The sequence below is a fragment of the Azospirillum sp. genome, assembly GCF_035627195.1.
Classification (GTDB): domain Bacteria; phylum Pseudomonadota; class Alphaproteobacteria; order Azospirillales; family Azospirillaceae; genus Azospirillum.
Genome location: NZ_DASPMG010000046.1, coordinates 1 through 17,753, shown reverse-complemented (window position 1 = coordinate 17,753; position 17,753 = coordinate 1). Strand labels below are relative to the sequence as shown.

The window sequence follows — 17,753 nt, the reverse complement described above, 5'->3', positions numbered from 1 at the left end:
CAAGCGCCAGCGCGGCCCAACCTACGGGGGAGGGGAACATGGAAAAGGCCGCCAAGGGCCAGTCGGTGCAGTCGCTCACCCGCGCGATGAGCCTGCTGACCATCCTGGGCCGGGCGGGCGGGCCGATGCACCTGTCCGATCTGGCGCAGCAGGCGGCGCTGTCGCCCTCCACCGCGCACCGGCTGCTCACCACGCTCCAGCAGGAACGCTACGTCCGCTTCGACCAGGCGGCGCGCGGCTGGGCGGTGGGGGTGCAGGCCTACATCACCGGCGCCAACTTCCTGAAGACGCGCAGCCTCCTCGACGTCGCCAAGCCCCGCATGCGGCGGCTGATGGAGGAGAGCTGCGAGATCGTCAACCTCGCCGTCGAGGAGGACGGGGAGGCCGTCTACCTCGCCCGCGTCGGCGGCCCGCGCGTGGTCGACCCGGCGGTGCCGGAGGGCGACCGCACGCTGCTGCACTGCTCCGCCGTCGGCAAGGCGCTGCTGTCCGGCATGCCGGAGGCGCGCGTGCAGGACATCCTGACCCAGCGCGGCATGCGCCGGTTCACCCGCACGACCGTGTCGTCGCTGCCGGCCCTGCACGCCGAGCTGGCGCTGATCCGCAGCCGCGGCTACGCGCTGGACCAGGAGGAGCGGGTGCCCGGCCTGTGCTGCGTCGCCGCCCCCATCCACGACGAGAACGCGCGGGTGATCGGCGCCCTGTCGCTGTCCGGCTGCAACCGGCGCATGGCCGACGGCCGCGCGGCGGCGCTGGGCGAGATGGCCCGGCGCACTGCGGCGGCCGTGACCATGGAGATCGGCGGCCGGCTGCCGGCGTGACGCGGTGACGCCGTGGCGTGTTGTTAAGGAACGCCCTGGAATTCCTGGCCGGGCGTGTGCATCTGGTGTATGAGATACCAGATGCGCCGGGCGCCCTTTCCCGGCAGGGCAGGGGATCGTTGAAGACGATGAAGGCACCCGCACTGAACGTCCAGCCGCTCGACACCGGAACCACGTTCCGCAGCCAGGTCTACCATGCGCTGAAGCAGGCGATCACGGAGATGGACATCTATGACCATCCCACCGAGATCCGTCTGGAGGAGCGGCAGCTCAGCGACCTTCTCGGCGTCAGCCGCACCCCCATCCGCGAGGCGCTGAGCCTGCTGGAGCAGGAGGGCTTCATCCGCCTGCAGCCGCGCCGCGGCGTGTTCGTGGTGCGCAAGACCAAGACCGAGATCGTCGAGATGATCCAGGCCTGGGCGGCGCTGGAGAGCATGGCGGCGCGCCTTGCCGCGCAGCATGCGGCGGACGAGGACATCCGCACCCTGTGGGACCTGTTCCGCAACTTCGAACAGCGCAGCCCGATGGACCACGTGACCGAGTATTCGGACGCGAACATCGCCTTCCACAAGAACATCATCCGCCTCAGCGGCTCGTCGCTGCTGCAGGAGATGACGGACAATTTGTTCATCCACGTCCGCGCCATCCGCAAGCTGACCATCGGGCAGGACAACCGGGCGGAACGGTCGATCCACGACCACAAGGAAATCATCAAGGCGCTGGAGCGGCGCGACGCCGATCTGGCCGAACGGCTGGTGCGCGAGCACACGCTGGGCCTTGCCGCGCACGTCGAGAAGCACTGCGACTTCCTGGACGACTGACCAACTTTATGGAGTGAAGTCGGCTGCGGTGAAGGCGGCGAGCAGGCGGGCCGTCGCCTCCGCCGTGTCGGCGCGCAGCAGCGCGCCCATCACCGCCACACCCGCCGCCCCGGCGCCGCGCACCGCCGCGGCGTTGCCGGCGTCGATCCCGCCCAGCGCCAGCACCGGCAGCGGCGCGTTCGCCGCGAGGCGGGCGAAGCCGTCCAGGCCCAGCGGCGGCCCGTACCCCGGCTTGCTGGGGGAGGGGAACACGGGCGAGAGTGTTGCGTAGTCCGCGCCCTGCGCCGCCGCCCGCGCGAGTCCGGCGCCGTCGTGCGCCGACACGCCGATCAGCGCGCGCGGGCCGAGCAGGGCGCGCACGGCGGTCGCGTCGCCGCCGTCCGGCAGGTGCACGCCGGCCGCGCCGGCGGCACGGGCCAGTTCGGGATCGCCGTGCACGGTGACGGTGGCGTCCCATGGGCGGGCGCGCGCGACCAGGGTGCGGGCCAGGGCCGCGCGCTCGGCATCGGGCAGGCCCTTGTCGCGCAGCGACAGCCAGCGCAGGCCGGCGGCGAAGGCACGTTCCGCCAGCTCGGGCAGCGGCTGGGCGGCCTGATGGCGGTCGGTGATGAGGAGGACGGGCGGGGCGGGGAGCATGGCGCGCAGTGTAGCGCGAAGTGCGAAGCGCGTGTGCCCCCTCCCGCCCTCCGCCGGCGCTCCGGGCACCCTCCCCCGCTACGCGGTGGAGGGGGAAAGCGGCGGCAGTCCCCTCCACCTTGAAGAGGGGGAGGGTTAGGGAGGGGGCAAAACGTCGCCTACTTCCGCCCCTTCCCGACCGACCAATACAACATCCCCGCGAGAACCAGCAGCGCGAAACCGATGAGGACGGCGTCGCCGGGCAGGGTCTGGAGCGCGCCCTGGAAGGCGGCGATCTGGCCGGCGGGATCGGGGTGCTCCATGGCTCCGCCTCCTCATGCGGGCGTTACTCATGCGGGCGTTACTGCGCGGCGACGGCCGGCTGCGGGTCCTGCTCCGGCGTGGGCGGGTGCGGGCGGGTGTAGAGGCCGGCAACCTCGCCGCGCTGACGCACCAGGGCCAGGACCACGTCGATGGTGGGCGTGGCGACGCCGACCATGCGGGCCATCTCCTGCACCACCGACAGCAGCGCGTCGATCTCCATGGGCCGGCCGCGCTCCAGGTCCTGGAGCATGGAAGTCTTGTGCGCGCCCACGGCACCCGCGCCGTTGATGCGCCGCTCCACGTCCACGCGGAAGTGGACGCCCAGGCGGTCGCCGATCTCCTTGGCCTCCAGCATCATCGCCTTGGCCACCGCGCGCGTTTCCGGATCCGACGCGATGACGTCCAGCGTCGCGTGGGTCAGCGCGCTGATCGGGTTGAAGCACAGGTTGCCCCACAGCTTCAGCCAGATCTCGTCGCGCACGCGGTCGCGCACCGGGGCCTTCAGCCCGCCGGCCTCCATCATCCGGCTGAGCGCCGTGACGCGCTCCGACATGGAACCATCGGGCTCGCCCAGCGCGAACTTGTCGCCATAGACGTGCTTGATGACGCCGGGGGAGACCACTTCCGTGGCCGGGTAGACGATGCAGCCGATGGCGCGCTCCGGCCCCAGGCCGTGCCACTGGCGCCCGCCCGGGTCCACCGTTTCCAGGGTGCGCCCCTCGAACGGGCCGCCGTGCTTGTGAAAGTACCAGTAGGGGATGCCGTTCACGGCGGTGACGATCGCGGTGTCCGGCCCCAGCAGCGGCTGCATGGCGTCGACCACGCCGGGCACCGAATGCGCCTTCAGGCCGATGATGACGTAGTCCTGCGGCCCCAGCTCCGCCGCGTTGTCGGTGCAGCGCGCCTTCACGGTCTGCGCCTCGTCGCCGACCAGCAGGGTGACGCCGTTCTCGCGCATGGCCGCCAGATGCGCGCCGCGCGCCACGAGGCTGACCTCCGCCCCCGCCTGATGCAGCCGAACGCCGAGGTAACCGCCGATCGCCCCGGACCCGTAGATGCAGATTTTCATGATGCCCTGGCCCCCTCCCATCGTCGATGCCGGCGGCGGACGTCGTGCGCGCGACAGGTCGTGCGCGTGGCTGATTGTCGGAACCGCCATCGGGCTGAGCTTGGTATACGGTATACGCAATGTCAACAGCAACGAACGGGAACTCTCCGTATGGGTTTATAGAACGGAGTTGCGTGGTATACGATATCCAGAATACCGTACTGGTCCGCTGCGGCGATCCGTGCGGCAGCGCGCAATCCATCCTGGGAGGAATGAGCCACATGGAGCAGGGCACCATCCGGATCGAACCGGCGACCACCGACGCGGACATCACCGCGTGCTTCCCCACCATCCGGCAACTGCGCACGCACCTGACCGACGAGGACGCCTTTTGCCGGCAGGTGCGCCGGCAGATGGACGACGGCTACACGCTGGCCGTGCTGCGCTTCGACGGCGAGATCGCCGGCTGCGCCGGCTTCCGCATGCACGAGACGCTGTCGCGCGGGCGGTACATGTACGTGGAGGATCTGGTCACCTCGTCCGCCCACCGCTCGCACGGGCTGGGCGACGCGCTGTTCGACTGGCTGGCGGGCGAGGCGCGCGGGCGCGGCTGCGCGCAGATGGAGGTGATCTCCGGCGTGCAGCGCACCGACGCCCACCGCTTCTACCACCGCAAGCGCATGGTCATTAAGGCGTTCCAGCTGGTTCTGGCGCTCGAGTAGGCGCGGTGCGGTAGGGGGCAAGCCAGCCGAGCCCGTCCGACGTGCGGCCGGCCGGCTTGTACTCGCACCCCACCCAGCCGCCGTATCCGAGCCGGTCGAGGGCGGCGAAGAGGTATCCATAGTTGATCTCGCCCGTGCCCGGCTCGTTGCGGCCGGGGGTGTCGGCGACCTGGACGTGGGCGATCTTCGGCAGCAGGCGCTGGATGGTGGGGGTCAGGTCCCCCTCCATGATCTGCATGTGGTAGACGTCGTACTGGATGAACAGGTTGTCGGAGCCGACCGCCTCCAGCAGCCGCTCGGCGTGCGCGGTGGTGGACAGGTGGAAGCCGGGGATGTCGCGGGTGTTGATCGGCTCGACCAGCAGGCGGATGCCGGCGTCCTTCAGCGCGCGGGCGGCGAAGGTCAGGTTGTCGACCAGCGTTTGCTCAAGGCGTTCCGCCGGCACGCCGGCCGGGGCCTTGCCGGCCAGGCAGTTGACCTGCGGGCAGCCGAGTGCGGTGGCGTAGGCGATGGCCTTGGCGACGCCGTCCTGAAACTCGCCCGTGCGGCCGGGCAGGCAGGCGATGCCGCGCTCCCCCGCGTCCCAGTCGCCGGCCGGCAGGTTGTGCAGCACCTGGGTCAGGCCGTGGCGCCGCAGGTGCTCGGCCAGCGTGTCGGCGGGGTGGGCGTAGGGGAACAGGTACTCGACCCCGGTGAAGCCGTCCGCCGCGGCGGCGGCGAAGCGGTCGAGGAAGTCGTGCTCGGTGTAGAGCATCGTCAGGTTGGCCGCGAACTTCGGCATGGTGGGTTTCTCCCCAGGAAATGTCAGACGTGGACCGGATCCAGCGCCGGTTCGGGCAGGTCCAGCACCTCCTCGAACTCGGTCACCGCGTCGATCTCCGGGCCCATGGCGATGTTGGTGACGCGCTCCAGGATCACCTCCACCACCACGGGCACCTGATGCTGCTGCGCCATCGCCTGGGCGTCGGCGAAGGCGGATGCCAGCCGGTCGGGGTCGGTGACGCGGATCGCCTTGCAGCCGAAGCCCTCCGCCACCGCCACGTGGTCGACGCCGTAGCCGGCCGTGTGCGGCGCGTTGATGTTCTCGAACGCCAGCTGGACCTGGAAGTCCATCTGGAAGGCGCGCTGCGCCTGCCGGATCAGGCCGAGGTAGGCGTTGTTCACCAGCACGTGCACGTAGGGCAGCTTGAACTGCGCGCCCACCGCCAGTTCCTCGATCAGGAACTGGAAGTCGTAGTCGCCGGACAGCGCCACGATGGGGCGCCTGGGATCGGCGACGCGCACGCCCAGCGCCGCCGGCAGCGTCCAGCCCAGCGGCCCGGCCTGACCGCAGTTGATCCAGTGGCGCGGCTTGTAGACGTGCAGGAACTGGGCACCCGCGATCTGCGACAGGCCGATGGTGCTGACGTAGCAGGTGTCGGGACCGAAGGCGCGGTTCATCTCCTCATAGACGCGCTGCGGCTTGATGGGCGTGGCGTCGAAGTCGGTGCGGCGCAGCATGGTGCGCTTGCGCCTCGCGCAGTCGGCGGCCCAGGCGCTGCGGTCCTTCAGCGTGCCGGCTGTCTTCCATTCCTCGGCGACCGAGAGAAAGAGGTCCAGTGCGGCGGCGGCGTCCGACACGATGCCGTAGTCGGGCATGAAGACGCGGCCGATCTGCGTGGGTTCGATGTCCACGTGCACGAAGGTGCGCCCGCGCGTGTAGACGTCGACCGATCCCGTGTGCCGGTTGGCCCAGCGGTTGCCGATGCCCAGCACGAAGTCCGATTGCAGCAGCGTGGCGTTGCCGTAGCGGTGCGCGGTCTGCAGCCCGGCCATGCCGGCCATCAGCGGGTGGTCGTCCGGGATGGCGCCCCAGCCCATCAGGGTCGGGATCACGGGAACGCCGGTCAACTCGGCGAACTCGACCAGCCGCTCGCACGCGTCGGCGTTGATGATGCCGCCGCCGGCCACGATCAGCGGCCGTTCGGCCGCGTTCAGCATGGCCAGCGCCTTCTCCGCCTGGGCGCGGGTCGCGCGCGGCTTGTAGACGGGCAGGGGGTGGTAGGTGTCGGGGTCGAACTCGATCTCCGCCGTCTGCACGTCGAGCGGCAGGTCGATCAGCACCGGCCCCGGCCGGCCGGAGCGCATGGTCTGGAACGCCTGAGCCACGGTGTAGGGGACCTGCCCTGGCTCGCGCACGGTGACGGCCCACTTGGTGACCGGCTTGGCGATGGATTCGATGTCCACCGCCTGGAAATCCTCCTTGTAGAGGCGCGCGCGGGGCGCCTGCCCGGTCAGGCACAGGATGGGAATGGAATCGGCCCAGGCGGAGTAGAGGCCGGTGATCATGTCCGTGCCCGCCGGGCCGGAGGTGCCGACGCACACGCCGATGTTGCCGGCCCGCGCACGGGTGTACCCCTCCGCCATGTGGGAGGCGCCCTCGACGTGGCGGGCCAGGACGTGGCCGATGGTGCCGCGGCGGAAGAGCGCCGCATAGAAGGGATTGATGGCGGCACCCGGCACACCGAAGCAGACCGTGACGCCCTCCTTCTCCAGGACGTGGACCGCCGCCTCGATCGCTGTCATCCTTGCCATGGTCGAACCTCCCTGGATGGCGTTTCGCCAGCGTCCCGTGACACTGGGCGCGGGCTGGAGCGGGCGGCCACCGCTTTTCCTTTTGTTTCCACATGGTGGAAGGCGGCGGCGCTTCGGGGCCGCACTTTCCCGCATCGTGGAAAAGCGGGCCCCCGCGCGTTGTCCGGGGCCGGCGGTTGCGCCCACGCTGCCCGTCCAAACCGCGAGCACGGGGAGAGACGCCATGAAGATCGGATTCATCGGGCTGGGCATCATGGGACGGCCGATGGCCGGGCACCTGATCGCCGCCGGGCACACGCTGTTCCTGCACGACCTCGCCCCCCTGCCGCAGGACCTGCTGGACGCCGGGGCCACCGCCTGCCAAAGCGGCCGGGCCGTGGCGCAGGCGGCCGACGTGGTCATCACCATGGTGCCCGACACGCCGCACGTGGAGGCCGCCCTATTCGGCCCCGACGGCGTGGCGGAGGGGTTGAACGCCGGCAAGATCGTGGTGGACATGAGTTCCATCTCCCCCGTCGCCACCAAGGAGTTCGCCCGGCGCATCAACGACCTGGGCTGCGCCTACCTGGACGCGCCGGTGTCGGGCGGCGAGGTGGGGGCGAAGGCGGCGTCGCTCACCATCATGGTCGGCGGGCCGGAGGCGGCGTTCGCGGTGGTGAAGCCGCTGTTCGAGCTGATGGGCAAGAACATCACGCTGGTCGGCGGCAACGGCGACGGGCAGACCACCAAGGTCGCCAACCAGATCATCGTGGCGCTGACCATCGAGGCGGTGGGCGAGGCGCTGCTGCTGGCATCCAAGGCCGGCGCGGATCCGGCCAAGGTGCGGCAGGCGCTGATGGGCGGCTTCGCGTCGTCGCGCATCCTGGAGGTGCACGGGGAGCGCATGGTGAAGCGCACCTTCGACCCCGGCTTCCGCATCGAGCTGCACCAGAAGGACTTGAACCTTGCCTTGAGCACGGCGCGGTCGCTGGGCGTGGCGCTGCCCAACACGGCGACGGCGCAGGAGCTGTTCAACGCCTGCGCGGCGCGCGGCGGCAAGGCGTGGGACCATTCCGCCATGGTCCGCGCGCTGGAGACGCTCGCCAACTTCGAGATCGGCCAGAAGGAGTGACGGCCGGAACGCCCCGGGGCATGGGGCGTTACACCTGCGGATAAGGGAACCCGGCGCCGCCCCCTCCTGGGGCGCCGGGATTCCGCAGGGGGAGGACGGCCGATGCTCCAGCTCACGCAAGCGCAGGTGCGTCTCGGGTTCTCGGCGGCCAGCAAGGAGGAGGCGATCCGCCTCGCCGGGCAGACCATGGTCGAGAGCGGCCTGATCGAGCCGGGCTACGTCGACAGCATGCTGGGGCGCGAGCGCGTCGCCGCCACCTACCTGGGCAGCGGCATCGCCATCCCGCACGGGTTGCCGGAGGCGCGCCACCTCGTGCGCCGGACCGGCGTGGTGGTCGTGCAGTTTCCGGGCGGCGTCGACTGGGGCGGGGGCGAGCCCGCCCGCCTCGTGGTCGGCATCGCCGCCAAGTCGGACGAGCACATCGCCGTGCTCCAGCGCCTGACCGGCGTGCTGGGCAACCCGGAGGAGGCGGAGCGGCTGGGCCGCACCACCGATCCCCGCGCCGTGATGGCCGTGCTGAACGGCGCGGAGGGGGCCGCCGCCCCGGTGTCGGCGCCGGTGTCCTTACCGGATGGGGGAGTGTCCATCGACGTCACGGCACCGTCGCCGCACGGGCTGCACGCCCGGCCGGCCACGGCGCTGGTCGCGGTGGCGAAGCGCTTCCGCGCGGAGATCGCCGTGCGGCACGGCGACGGCGTGGGCAACGCCAAGAGCCTCGTCTCCCTGCTGCGCCTCGGCGTGTCGGGCGGGCAGCCGCTGACCGTCACGGCCGCGGGGGAGGATGCGGAGGCCGCGCTGGTCGCCATCGGCGCCGCCTTCGCCGACGGGCTGGACGAGCCGGCGGTGGCCGGCACCCCGCCGCCGCCCGCCCCGGCGCCCGCCGCGGCGGTGCCGGTGGACCTGGACTACGACGGCGCGGTGATCGCCGGCATCTCGGCCTCGCCCGGCGTGTCCGTCGGCACCGTGTGGAAGTTCCAGCGCGAGGAACTGACGGTTGCGGAGACGGCGGCCGATCCCGCCGTGCAGCACCGCCGCCTGGACCAGGCGCTGGCCGGGGCCGCCGCCGACCTGCGCAACCTGCATGAGGAGTTCTGGAAGAAGGCCGGTGCGGCCAAGGCCGCCATCTTCAAGGCGCACCTGGAACTGCTGGACGACCCGGAGATGGTGGCCGACGCCCACGCCGGCATCGACGGGGGGAAGAGTGCGGGCTGGGCGTGGCGGGCGGTGTACGAGGACCGCGCCGGCATGCTGGCGCAGCTGGCCGACCCGCTGCTGGCCGGGCGCGCCGCCGACCTGCGCGACGTGGGCCGCCGCGTGCTGCGCCTGCTGGCCGACGCCACGGGAAGCACGGCCGTGCTGCCCGACCACCCGGTGATCCTGCTGGCCGAAGACCTGGAGCCGTCGGACACCGCGAAGCTCGACCCCGCCATGGTGCTGGGGCTGTGCACGGCGGGTGGCGGGGCGACCTCGCACACGGCGATCATCGCGCGCTCGCTGGACATCCCCGCCGTGGTGGCGGCCGGGCCGGCGGTGCTGGACCTGGAGAATGGGCGGGAGGCCATCATCAACGGCGACGACGGCGTGCTGGTGGCCGGCCCGTCGGAGCGCGACCGTGCCCGCGCCGCCGCCGCCCGCGTGGCGGTGAAGGAACGGCGCGACGCGGAGCACCTCGACCGCTACAAGCCGGCGATCACCACCGACGGGCGGCGGGTGGAGGTGGCCGCCAATATCTCCGACCCGCTGGCCGCCGCCAAGGCGGTGGAAGCGGGGGCGGAGGGCATCGGCCTGATGCGCACGGAATTCCTGTTCCTCCAGCGCGAGTTCCCGCCCACCGAGGAGGAGCAGTTCGAGGCCTACCGCACCATGGTGCGGGCGATGAACGGGCTGCCCATCATCCTGCGCACGCTGGACATCGGCGGCGACAAGAACGTCCCCTACCTGCGCATGCCGGCCGAGGAGAACCCGTTCCTGGGCGTGCGCGGCATCCGCCTGTGCTTCGAGCGGGAAGACCTGTTCCGCACGCAGCTGCGCGCCATGCTGCGGGCATCCGCCGAGGGGCCGGTGCGCATCATGTACCCGATGATCGCCACCCCCGCCGAACTGGCGAAGGCCAAGGCGATCACCGAGGAGGTGCGGCGGGAGGTGGGCGCCGATCCGGTCGAGGTGGGCGTGATGATCGAGGTGCCGTCCGCCGTCATGATGGCCGACCAACTGGCGCGGGAGGTGTCCTTCTTCTCCATCGGCACCAACGATCTGACGCAGTACGTGCTGGCCATGGACCGGCTGCACCCGGTGCTGGCGCCGCAGGCCGACGGGCTGCACCCTGCGGTGCTGCGCATGGTGGAGCGCACGGTGGCGGCGGCGCGCGCGGCCGGCGTGTGGGTGGGGGCCTGCGGCGGCATCGCCGGCGACCCGGCGGGGGCCGTGCTGCTGGCCGGGCTGGGCCTGACGGAGCTGAGCGTCGCCATTCCCAGTGTGCCGGCGGTGAAGGCGCGGCTGCGCACCATATCGATGGCCGAGGCGGAGAGTGCGGCGAAGGCGGCGCTGGACTGCGCCGACGCGGGCGCGGTGCGCGCGCTGGTGCGCGAGCGCTTCGGCGGAGGTGCGGCATGAAGGGCGCCCCGAAGACGGGTATCGTCACGGTCACGCTCAACCCGGCGGTCGACCAGACGCTGGACGTGCCGGGCTTCACCGCTGGGGCGGTCAACCGCGCGGTGGCGGAGACGCGCACGGCCGGCGGCAAGGGCATCAACGTCGCGGCCTTCCTTGCGTCCTGTTTTCCTGGGGGCGGCCCCGTCCCGGTGACGGCGACGGGCTTCCTGGGCGAGGACAACGTGGGCGTCTTCGAGGCGCTGTTCCGCCGCCGCCACATCCACGACCATTGCCTGCGCGTGCCCGGCAGCAGCCGCGTCAACGTGAAGGTGGTGGACCGCGAAGGCCGCTCCGTCACCGACATCAACCTGCCGGGGCTGGAGGTGCGGGCGGAGAGCTGGCGCGCACTGCTGGCCGCGGTGGATGGGCTGGCCGCAAGCAACGGCACCTTCGTGCTGGCCGGTAGCGTGCCGGCGGGGGTGCCGGAGACGGCCTATGCGGAACTGACGGCGCACCTGCGGGCGCGCGGCGCGTTCGTGGCGGTGGACGCCAGCGGCGCGCCGCTGCGCCACGCGGTGGCGGCCCGGCCGGATATGATCAAGCCCAATGTGCACGAGCTGTCCGACCTGCTGGGCCGCCCGCTGTCCACGCGTGAGGAGGTCGTGGCCGCGGCGCGGGAACTGTGCGGCACGGGAATCACGCTGGCCGTGGTGTCCATGGGTGCGGACGGGGCGGTGTTCGTGGAGGGCGGGCGCGCCCTGCTGGCCGTGCCGCCGCCGGTGACGGTGGCCAGCACGGTGGGGGCGGGCGACGCCATGGTGGCGGGGGTGCTGGCGGCCCGGCTGGAGGGCGGCGACCTGGAGGCCTGCGCCCGGCGTGGCACCGCGTTCGCCGCCGGCACGCTGGCCCGCCTGGGTCCGGAGCTGCCGCCCCCCGACCGCATCGCCGAGCTGATGGCGGCCGTGCGGGTGGAGGAGCTCCAGGGATTCGGAACGTCGTAGGTTGGGTTGAGCGCCAGCGAAAACCCAACGTGTCCGCATGGCGCCGGGTGTTGGGTTTTCGCCTGCGGCTCAACCCAACCTACGGAGCTTCACGTGCGTCGGAGGGGTTCGACATGGCAAGACTGGTGGCGGTCACCGCCTGCCCCACGGGCATCGCCCACACCGTCATGGCGGCCGAGGCGCTGCGCCGCACCGCCGCGCTGAAGGGGCACAGCATCGCGGTGGAGACGCAGGGCGCCGAAGGGCCGGGCGCGCCGCTGGACGCCGCCGACATCGCCGCCGCCGACGCGGTCGTCGTGGCCGCCGACATCGCGGTGGACGAGGCGCGCTTCGCCGGCAAGCCGGTGGTGCGCACCACCACCGCCCGCGCCATCCGCGAGACGGAGACGGTGCTGAACGAGGCGCTGGCGCACGTCCACCAGCCGGTGAAGGAAGCGCCCGCCGCCGCACCGCCGCCGGCCGCACCCACGTCCGCCTCCGGCGCTTCCGGCCTGCTGGTCGCCATCACGGCGTGCCCGACCGGCATCGCCCACACCTTCATGGCCGCCGAGGCGCTGAAGCAGGCCGCGCAGGCCAAGGGCTACCGCATCAAGGTGGAGACGCAGGGCTCCGTCGGCGCCAAGAACGCCCTGACGGCGGAGGAGATCGCCGAGGCCGACGCGGTGATCATCGGCGCCGACACGCACGTCACCACCGAGCGTTTTACCGGCAAGCGGGTGCTGAAGACTTCCGTCGGCGACGCGCTGAAGCACGCCGGGCGCGTGGTGGATGACGCGCTGGCCCTGCCGCCCCCGGCGGCCGGCGGCCCCGGTTTCGCGCAGGAGGTGGCGCGGGCCAAGGCGCAGCAGAAGGGGGAGTCGTCGGGTCCCTACAAGCACCTGCTGACCGGCGTGTCCTTCATGCTGCCCTTCGTGGTGGCGGGCGGGCTGATCATCGCCCTGTCCTTCGTCTTCGGCATCGAGGCGTTCAAGGAGCCGGGAACGCTGCCGGCCGCGTTGATGCAGATCGGGGGCGAGGCGGCGTTCGGGCTGATGGTGCCGGTGCTGGCCGGCTACATCGCCTATTCGATCGCCGACCGGCCGGGGCTGGCGCCGGGCTTCATCGGCGGCATGCTGGCGGCGAAGATCGGGGCGGGGTTCCTGGGCGGCATCGTCGCCGGGTTCCTGGCCGGCTACGTCGCGCGCTGGCTGCGCGACACCATCCGCCTGCCGGTGAACCTGGAGGGGCTGAAGCCGGTGCTGATCATCCCGCTGCTGGCGACGCTGGTGGTGGGCTTGATGATGGTCTACGTGATCGGCACGCCGGTGGCGGCGATCATGGCCGGGCTGACCGGGTTCCTGCAGAGCATGACCGGGGCGAACGCCGTGGCGCTGGGCCTGCTGCTGGGCGGCATGATGGCGCTGGACATGGGCGGGCCGGTCAACAAGGCGGCCTACACCTTCGCGGTCGGCCTGCTGGCGTCGAACACCTTCACGCCGATGGCCGCCGTCATGGCGGCGGGCATGACGCCGCCGCTTGGGCTGGCGCTTGCCACCATGGTGGCGAAGAACCGCTTCACCGTGCAGGAGCAGGAGGCGGGCAAGGCGGCGGGCGTGCTGGGGTTGGCCTTCATCACCGAGGGCGCCATTCCGTTCGCGGCGAAGGACCCGTTGCGCGTCATCCCGGCGTGCATCGCCGGCTCGGCCGTGGCGGGGGCGCTGTCCATGTGGTTCGGCTGCGGGCTGCGGGCGCCGCACGGCGGCGTCTTCGTGCTGGCGATCCCCAACGCGGTGACGCCGCTGGGCGGCTACGTCCTGGCGATCCTGGCCGGCACGCTGGTGACGACGCTGGCGCTGGTCGTGCTGAAGCGCCCGGTCGAGACGGTGGAGGCGGGGGTGGCGGCCCTGGACGCGAAGCGCGCCTAACGCGCAGCCACGGCCGGTGTTACCGGCACGATGCGCACGTTCTCGGGCACGATCTTCGTTGCGTCCGTGCCCTGCAGCGTCAGCGTCTCGCCGTTGTCGAAGGTCAGCACCACGTCCGGGCCGCGCTGGCGCATCGCCGCCTTCACCGCCGCGAGGTCGCTGAGGCCGTAGCCGGCCAGTTCCAGCACGTCGCTGTCCGGCTCCGCGCCGGGCTTGAAGTCGGTGACGGTGTCGCGGCCGCGGCCGGCGCGGATCCAGAACACGTCGCGGCCGGGGCCGCCGGTCAGCACGTCGTCGCCGCCGCGCCCGTCCAGCAGGTCGTCGCCCGGCCCACCGCGCAATGTATTGCTCAACCCGTTGCCCACCACCTGGACGCCGTAGCGGGCGCGGACCACCGCGTTCTCCACGTTCGGCGGCAGGGTGGTGTGCGCCCACAGCTCCAGCGTGTCGATGCCCTCGCCCGGCTGCTCGACCACCGACTGGCGGAAGTCGGTGACCTTGTAGGTGTCGTTGCCGGCGTGGCCGGCGCGCGGGCGGGTGTCGCGGTGGCGGCTGCCCAGGTAGTCGTCGCCGGCCGTGCCGTCGGCCACGTCGTCGGGGATGCGGGTCGTCCAGGGCTGCGGCGGCTGCGCCGGCTCGGCGCGCGGGGAGGCGGCGGGCGTGGGGGTGCGCGGCGCGGCCTCGCGCGGTGCCGCGGCGGCCATCGCGCCGGCCGGTGCATTCGGCCGTTGGGCGTAGGCGCGGATGTGGTCGATGCGCATCTCGGCCGGGAAGGGGGTGGAGGCGTCGGGCTTGCCCGGCCAGTTGCCGCCGACCGCCAAGCTCGCCAGCAGGTACATGGGCGTGTGCATGGTCTCCGGCGTCGGCAGCTCGGCGATCTTGCGGCCGTCGAAGTAGTAGCTGACCACCGTCGGCGTCCAGTGGGCGCCGTAGGTGTGATAGCCGTCGGTCACGTCGCCGGTCACGTCGATCCACTTGGTGCCGGGGTTGGCGGATTTCTTGACGCCGATGGCGTTGACGTGGATGCGGTGCGGCTTGTCGCCGTGCACCTCGAACACGTCGATCTCCGGCGGCCAACGCTTGTGCGTCGGCAGCAGCCAGAAGCACGGCCACATCCCCTTGCCTTCGGGAAGCTGGGCGCGCATCTCGAAATAGCCGTAGGTCTGGGAAAACGACATCTCGGTGGTGATCAGGCCGGTGCTGTAGGGCAGGTCGCGCGGCAGGCCGGCGGCGGGCTTCGCGGTGATGACCAGGGCGCCGTTCTCCAGCCGGAAGGGGTCGGGGCCGACCGTGGCGTCGGAGTAGAAGCCCAGTTCCCCATTGCGGCTGAGCGTGCGGCCGTCGAAGTAGAACTTCGTCTTCCAGCGCGCGTGGCCGTCGGCGCTCCAGTCGAAGGCATCGAACTCCTCGGCGAAGGTCAGGACGTAGCCGGGAGGAAGGTCGGGCGGCAAATCCATCATGGCGAACCCATCACTTGGCCGCATCTCCCGCGCGCGGGGCCAGACGCGTCAGCACGCCGGCGGCGGACAGGGCGCGGCGCAGCAGGCGCGGGCGCGCCGTGGGGGAGAAGCGCCAGCGCACCAGCCGCCGCGCCAGCGGCTTCGGCCCCAGCAGCACGCCGGCACTCCACACCAGCATCGCCGCCTTGCCCTTGGCCGACATGCCGTCGAAGGCCAGCACGGCGCGCGCCATGCGGGCCAGCAGCCCGGCGGTGCGGTCGCCGGCCACCGGATGCTCGTCGGGGAACAGGCGGTGGCAGGCGATGCGGTATTGCAGGTGGTTCGGGCTGCGCTCCAGCGCCCCTTCCGGCAGGTCGAAACCGAGGTCCGGCGCCCTGGCGCGCAGCCGCTTCAGGTTGGCCTGATCGACGCGGATGCGGCGCACCAGCGCCTTGGCCCCCTGGTCGGAGGCGACCGACAGGTTGGAGCCGTGGATCCTGTAGAAGACGAGCGGCTTGGGGATGGTGACCACGTCGCCGCTCATCACCGCCATGCCCAGCAGCATGGTGTCGTTGCCGACGCGCAGGCCGTCCAGCGTCTCCGGATGCGGCATCACGCGCTCCAGGAACCAGCGGGCGTAGAGGTTGGCCGAGCCCGGCGGGGTGGGATAGGCATAGGAGGTGCGCAGCATGGCGCGGATCCGCTCCGGCGTCAGGCCGGGCGGGAACTGCGGGAAGACGGTGCCCAGCGGCCGGCCGTCGCGGTCGATGGTCGCCATCTGGCACTGAACCTTGGACACGCCCGCGTGCCAGACGCGCGCCACCTCCCGCATCAGGTCGGGGTGCAGCAGGTCGTCGGCGTCCAGGAAGGAGACGACGGCGCCGGTGCTGGCGGCGAATCCGGCGCTGCACGCACCGCTGGGGCCGACGTGCGGCGTCTCGATCAGGCGGACCGCCGGTTCGAAGCCGCGGATGATCCCCGGCGAGCCGTCGGTGGAGCCGTCGTCCACCACGATCACCTCCACGCGCGGCCAGCGCAGGGCCAGCGCGCTGCGGATCGCGTCGCCGACGAAGGCGCCGTAGTTGTGGCAGGTGATGACGACCGACAGCGTCAGGTCCTCGGTGGGCGCCGTGGCGGCGGTGTCCGGCATGATGTCCGGCATGGGCGTGGCGCTCTCGTTGTGTGGGGATGGGCCCCGTCGCGGGGCGAACCCTCATCCTACCGGGCGGGTTCCGCCGCCCGAAGACGTTCAGTGTGGTTAGGGCTCACCCGCACGGGGGTACCGAAGGCGGTAAAAACGGCCGGAGTCCGCGCTTCTTCTTTGAACGATTCTGACCCGAGACAGGGTAACACCGGCGGTGCCGCCACAACCGTCGCCTTATCCAGCTTCTGTGTAGATGAACCTTCGGATACGGGCAATGGTGCAAGAAAATCAACGCATCCGGCGGGAAAGTCGCCGTCGCCAGCGAGAGGTTGGCCGTGCATCGCTGTTGCCCAATGAGCGTCCAGGCTGCACGGCCGACATGCATTTCGACGCAGCGGCGCGCCGCAACGGTGGCTGTAGGGGTAGTTTGTAATTCGTTTTCCCGCTTTGCGGCGGCGAAGGACCCCCCGTATGGTTCGGTTCCTGCGCCAGTTATCGTTGAAAGCCAGTTATCTTTGAAAGATTGTACGGCATGCAGGTTGAATAATTGCTTGAATAGCAAATCATCAAAGATCTTTTCATCTCGATTTTTATAAACAAAGTCTCCGATATCTAAAAATTTTCGGATTTTTTCGACGCTCGTCACCAATGCGTCTGATGATACCACTTTTGATTGTTGAATAAAATCATTCCCAAGCTGTTGAGTTGCTCCGTACACGGCAAAACAAAAACACGGGCGCCGAATACCGGCGTCTGAAAGAGACGCCAAGAACACGCGGCAAGAAACTGGGCGAGGGCAAGGTCGCGATGACAGAGGTCACCAGCCAATCCTCATTTCCGGCCGGGGGCACGGACGTGTCGGATGATTATGGTACCGTGCCGCCCCAGGTCGGGGCCGTGGCGCTGGCCAGCCCCGCCGCCATCCCGATCGCCGTTCCCATCGACGCCGCCTCCCCCGACCTGGGCGGCCATGCGGGTGATCGCGACCAGGCGTGGCGCATGCCGGTCTGGCGGGAGGGGCTGCTGATCCTGCTGTCCGGGGTCGTCACCCTGCCGTTCGCCCTGCCGGCGACGTCGCATTCCCTGGCCTTCACCTTCGAATTCAGCGCGGCCTATGCGGTGGCCCTGCTGGGGGCATTGTTCACCGCCAACGCGCTGCACCGGCTGCGCCGGTCGCGGGTGGCAAGGCGCGGCTTCATCCTGGCCCGCGCGCTGGCGATGATGGCGACGGTGCTGCCGGCCTGCCTCGTGCTGGCCGCCGCCGTGGCGCCGGCCCTGGCGCACGACGTGAACATCGCCTTCGCCTGGGGCGGGACCTGGGGCCTGCTGGCGCTGGGCCTGATCGCGGGGTCGCGCACGCTGGAGACGCGCTTCGTCGCCGACGCGCCGGCCGGGGTGCGCCCCGGTGCCGCGCGCCGGCGCCGCCCGGCGGCCATGAGTGCGTGCGTGGCGACGCCGCTCGCGCTGGGGGCCCTCGCACTGGGGAGCGTGGCCGGCCGCGCCATGGCCGGCCCCGGCGCCGCGGCGGCGGCACCGGGGCGCGGACACACGCTGTTCACCGCCGCTGGCGACGCCGTTGAGGCCGACCCCGCGCGCGCCGCCGAGATGGCCGTGGCCGGGCTGGACCTCGACCGCAT

Annotated in this window: 16 protein-coding genes; 8 read left to right on the top strand and 8 right to left on the bottom strand. The window is 71.4% G+C overall.

The window, feature by feature from the left end:
* The first annotated feature begins 38 nt into the window (after positions 1-38).
* Positions 39-821, top strand: a complete 783-nt coding sequence (locus VED21_RS04055; protein ID WP_324881033.1) for an IclR family transcriptional regulator — start codon at positions 39-41, stop codon at positions 819-821.
* A 128-nt stretch (positions 822-949) separates the two neighbouring features.
* Positions 950-1,642, top strand: a complete 693-nt coding sequence (locus tag VED21_RS04050) for a GntR family transcriptional regulator (protein WP_324881032.1) — start codon at positions 950-952, stop codon at positions 1,640-1,642.
* Between the two features lie 6 nt (positions 1,643-1,648).
* Here VED21_RS04050 and VED21_RS04045 read toward each other — a convergent pair whose 3' ends face one another.
* From VED21_RS04045 to VED21_RS04035, 3 genes are all read right to left on the bottom strand, one after another.
* Positions 1,649-2,278, bottom strand: coding sequence for a thiamine phosphate synthase (locus VED21_RS04045; protein WP_324881031.1), 630 nt, complete (start codon positions 2,276-2,278; stop codon positions 1,649-1,651).
* Between the two features lie 158 nt (positions 2,279-2,436).
* The gene (locus VED21_RS04040; protein WP_324881030.1) at positions 2,437-2,580 is read right to left on the bottom strand and encodes a hypothetical protein; all 144 of its coding nucleotides are present in this window, start codon (positions 2,578-2,580) and stop codon (positions 2,437-2,439) included.
* Between the two features lie 38 nt (positions 2,581-2,618).
* Entirely contained in the window at positions 2,619-3,650 is a 1,032-nt protein-coding gene (locus VED21_RS04035; protein ID WP_324881029.1) for a 2-dehydropantoate 2-reductase, read from the bottom strand.
* 260 nt (positions 3,651-3,910) lie between these two features.
* Between VED21_RS04035 and VED21_RS04030 the strand changes: the two genes are divergently transcribed.
* A complete protein-coding gene (locus VED21_RS04030; protein WP_324881028.1) occupies positions 3,911-4,351 on the top strand; it encodes a GNAT family N-acetyltransferase in 441 nt (146 codons plus the stop codon).
* On the opposite strand, the gene hyi is transcribed toward VED21_RS04030, so the two are convergent.
* The gene (hyi, locus tag VED21_RS04025; RefSeq protein WP_324881027.1) at positions 4,317-5,132 is read right to left on the bottom strand and encodes a hydroxypyruvate isomerase; all 816 of its coding nucleotides are present in this window, start codon (positions 5,130-5,132) and stop codon (positions 4,317-4,319) included. The genes VED21_RS04030 and hyi overlap by 35 nt on opposite strands.
* A 23-nt stretch (positions 5,133-5,155) precedes the next feature.
* On the bottom strand, positions 5,156-6,925 hold the full coding sequence (gene gcl, locus VED21_RS04020; protein WP_324881026.1) for a glyoxylate carboligase: 1,770 nt from the start codon (positions 6,923-6,925) through the stop codon (positions 5,156-5,158).
* Between the two features lie 223 nt (positions 6,926-7,148).
* On the opposite strand from gcl, the gene glxR reads away from it, so the two are divergent.
* From glxR to VED21_RS04000, 4 genes are all read left to right on the top strand, one after another.
* The gene (glxR, locus tag VED21_RS04015; RefSeq protein ID WP_324881024.1) at positions 7,149-8,036 is read left to right on the top strand and encodes a 2-hydroxy-3-oxopropionate reductase; all 888 of its coding nucleotides are present in this window, start codon (positions 7,149-7,151) and stop codon (positions 8,034-8,036) included.
* 102 nt (positions 8,037-8,138) lie between these two features.
* Positions 8,139-10,649, top strand: a complete 2,511-nt coding sequence (ptsP, locus tag VED21_RS04010; RefSeq protein ID WP_324881023.1) for a phosphoenolpyruvate--protein phosphotransferase — start codon at positions 8,139-8,141, stop codon at positions 10,647-10,649.
* Positions 10,646-11,629, top strand: coding sequence for a 1-phosphofructokinase (gene pfkB / locus VED21_RS04005; RefSeq protein ID WP_324881022.1), 984 nt, complete (start codon positions 10,646-10,648; stop codon positions 11,627-11,629). Before ptsP ends, pfkB begins: the two co-directional genes overlap by 4 nt.
* A gap of 113 nt (positions 11,630-11,742) precedes the next feature.
* Positions 11,743-13,533, top strand: a complete 1,791-nt coding sequence (locus VED21_RS04000; RefSeq protein ID WP_324881021.1) for a PTS fructose-like transporter subunit IIB — start codon at positions 11,743-11,745, stop codon at positions 13,531-13,533.
* Here VED21_RS04000 and VED21_RS03995 read toward each other — a convergent pair.
* The 3 genes from VED21_RS03995 to VED21_RS03985 all read right to left on the bottom strand — a co-directional run bounded on the left by VED21_RS03995 (position 13,530) and on the right by VED21_RS03985 (position 16,762).
* A complete protein-coding gene (locus tag VED21_RS03995; RefSeq protein WP_324881020.1) occupies positions 13,530-14,993 on the bottom strand; it encodes a family 16 glycosylhydrolase in 1,464 nt (487 codons plus the stop codon). The genes VED21_RS04000 and VED21_RS03995 overlap by 4 nt on opposite strands.
* Positions 14,994-15,003: 10 nt before the next feature.
* Positions 15,004-16,134 (bottom strand): glycosyltransferase family 2 protein, encoded by a 1,131-nt coding sequence (locus VED21_RS03990; RefSeq protein WP_324881019.1) that lies wholly within the window; start codon positions 16,132-16,134, stop codon positions 15,004-15,006.
* A 103-nt stretch (positions 16,135-16,237) separates the two neighbouring features.
* Positions 16,238-16,762 (bottom strand): hypothetical protein, encoded by a 525-nt coding sequence (locus VED21_RS03985; protein ID WP_324881018.1) that lies wholly within the window; start codon positions 16,760-16,762, stop codon positions 16,238-16,240.
* Positions 16,763-16,992: 230 nt separating this feature from the next.
* Between VED21_RS03985 and VED21_RS03980 the strand changes: the two genes are divergently transcribed.
* On the top strand, positions 16,993-17,753 hold a 761-nt coding region (locus tag VED21_RS03980), incomplete at its 3' end, for a hypothetical protein (RefSeq protein WP_324881017.1).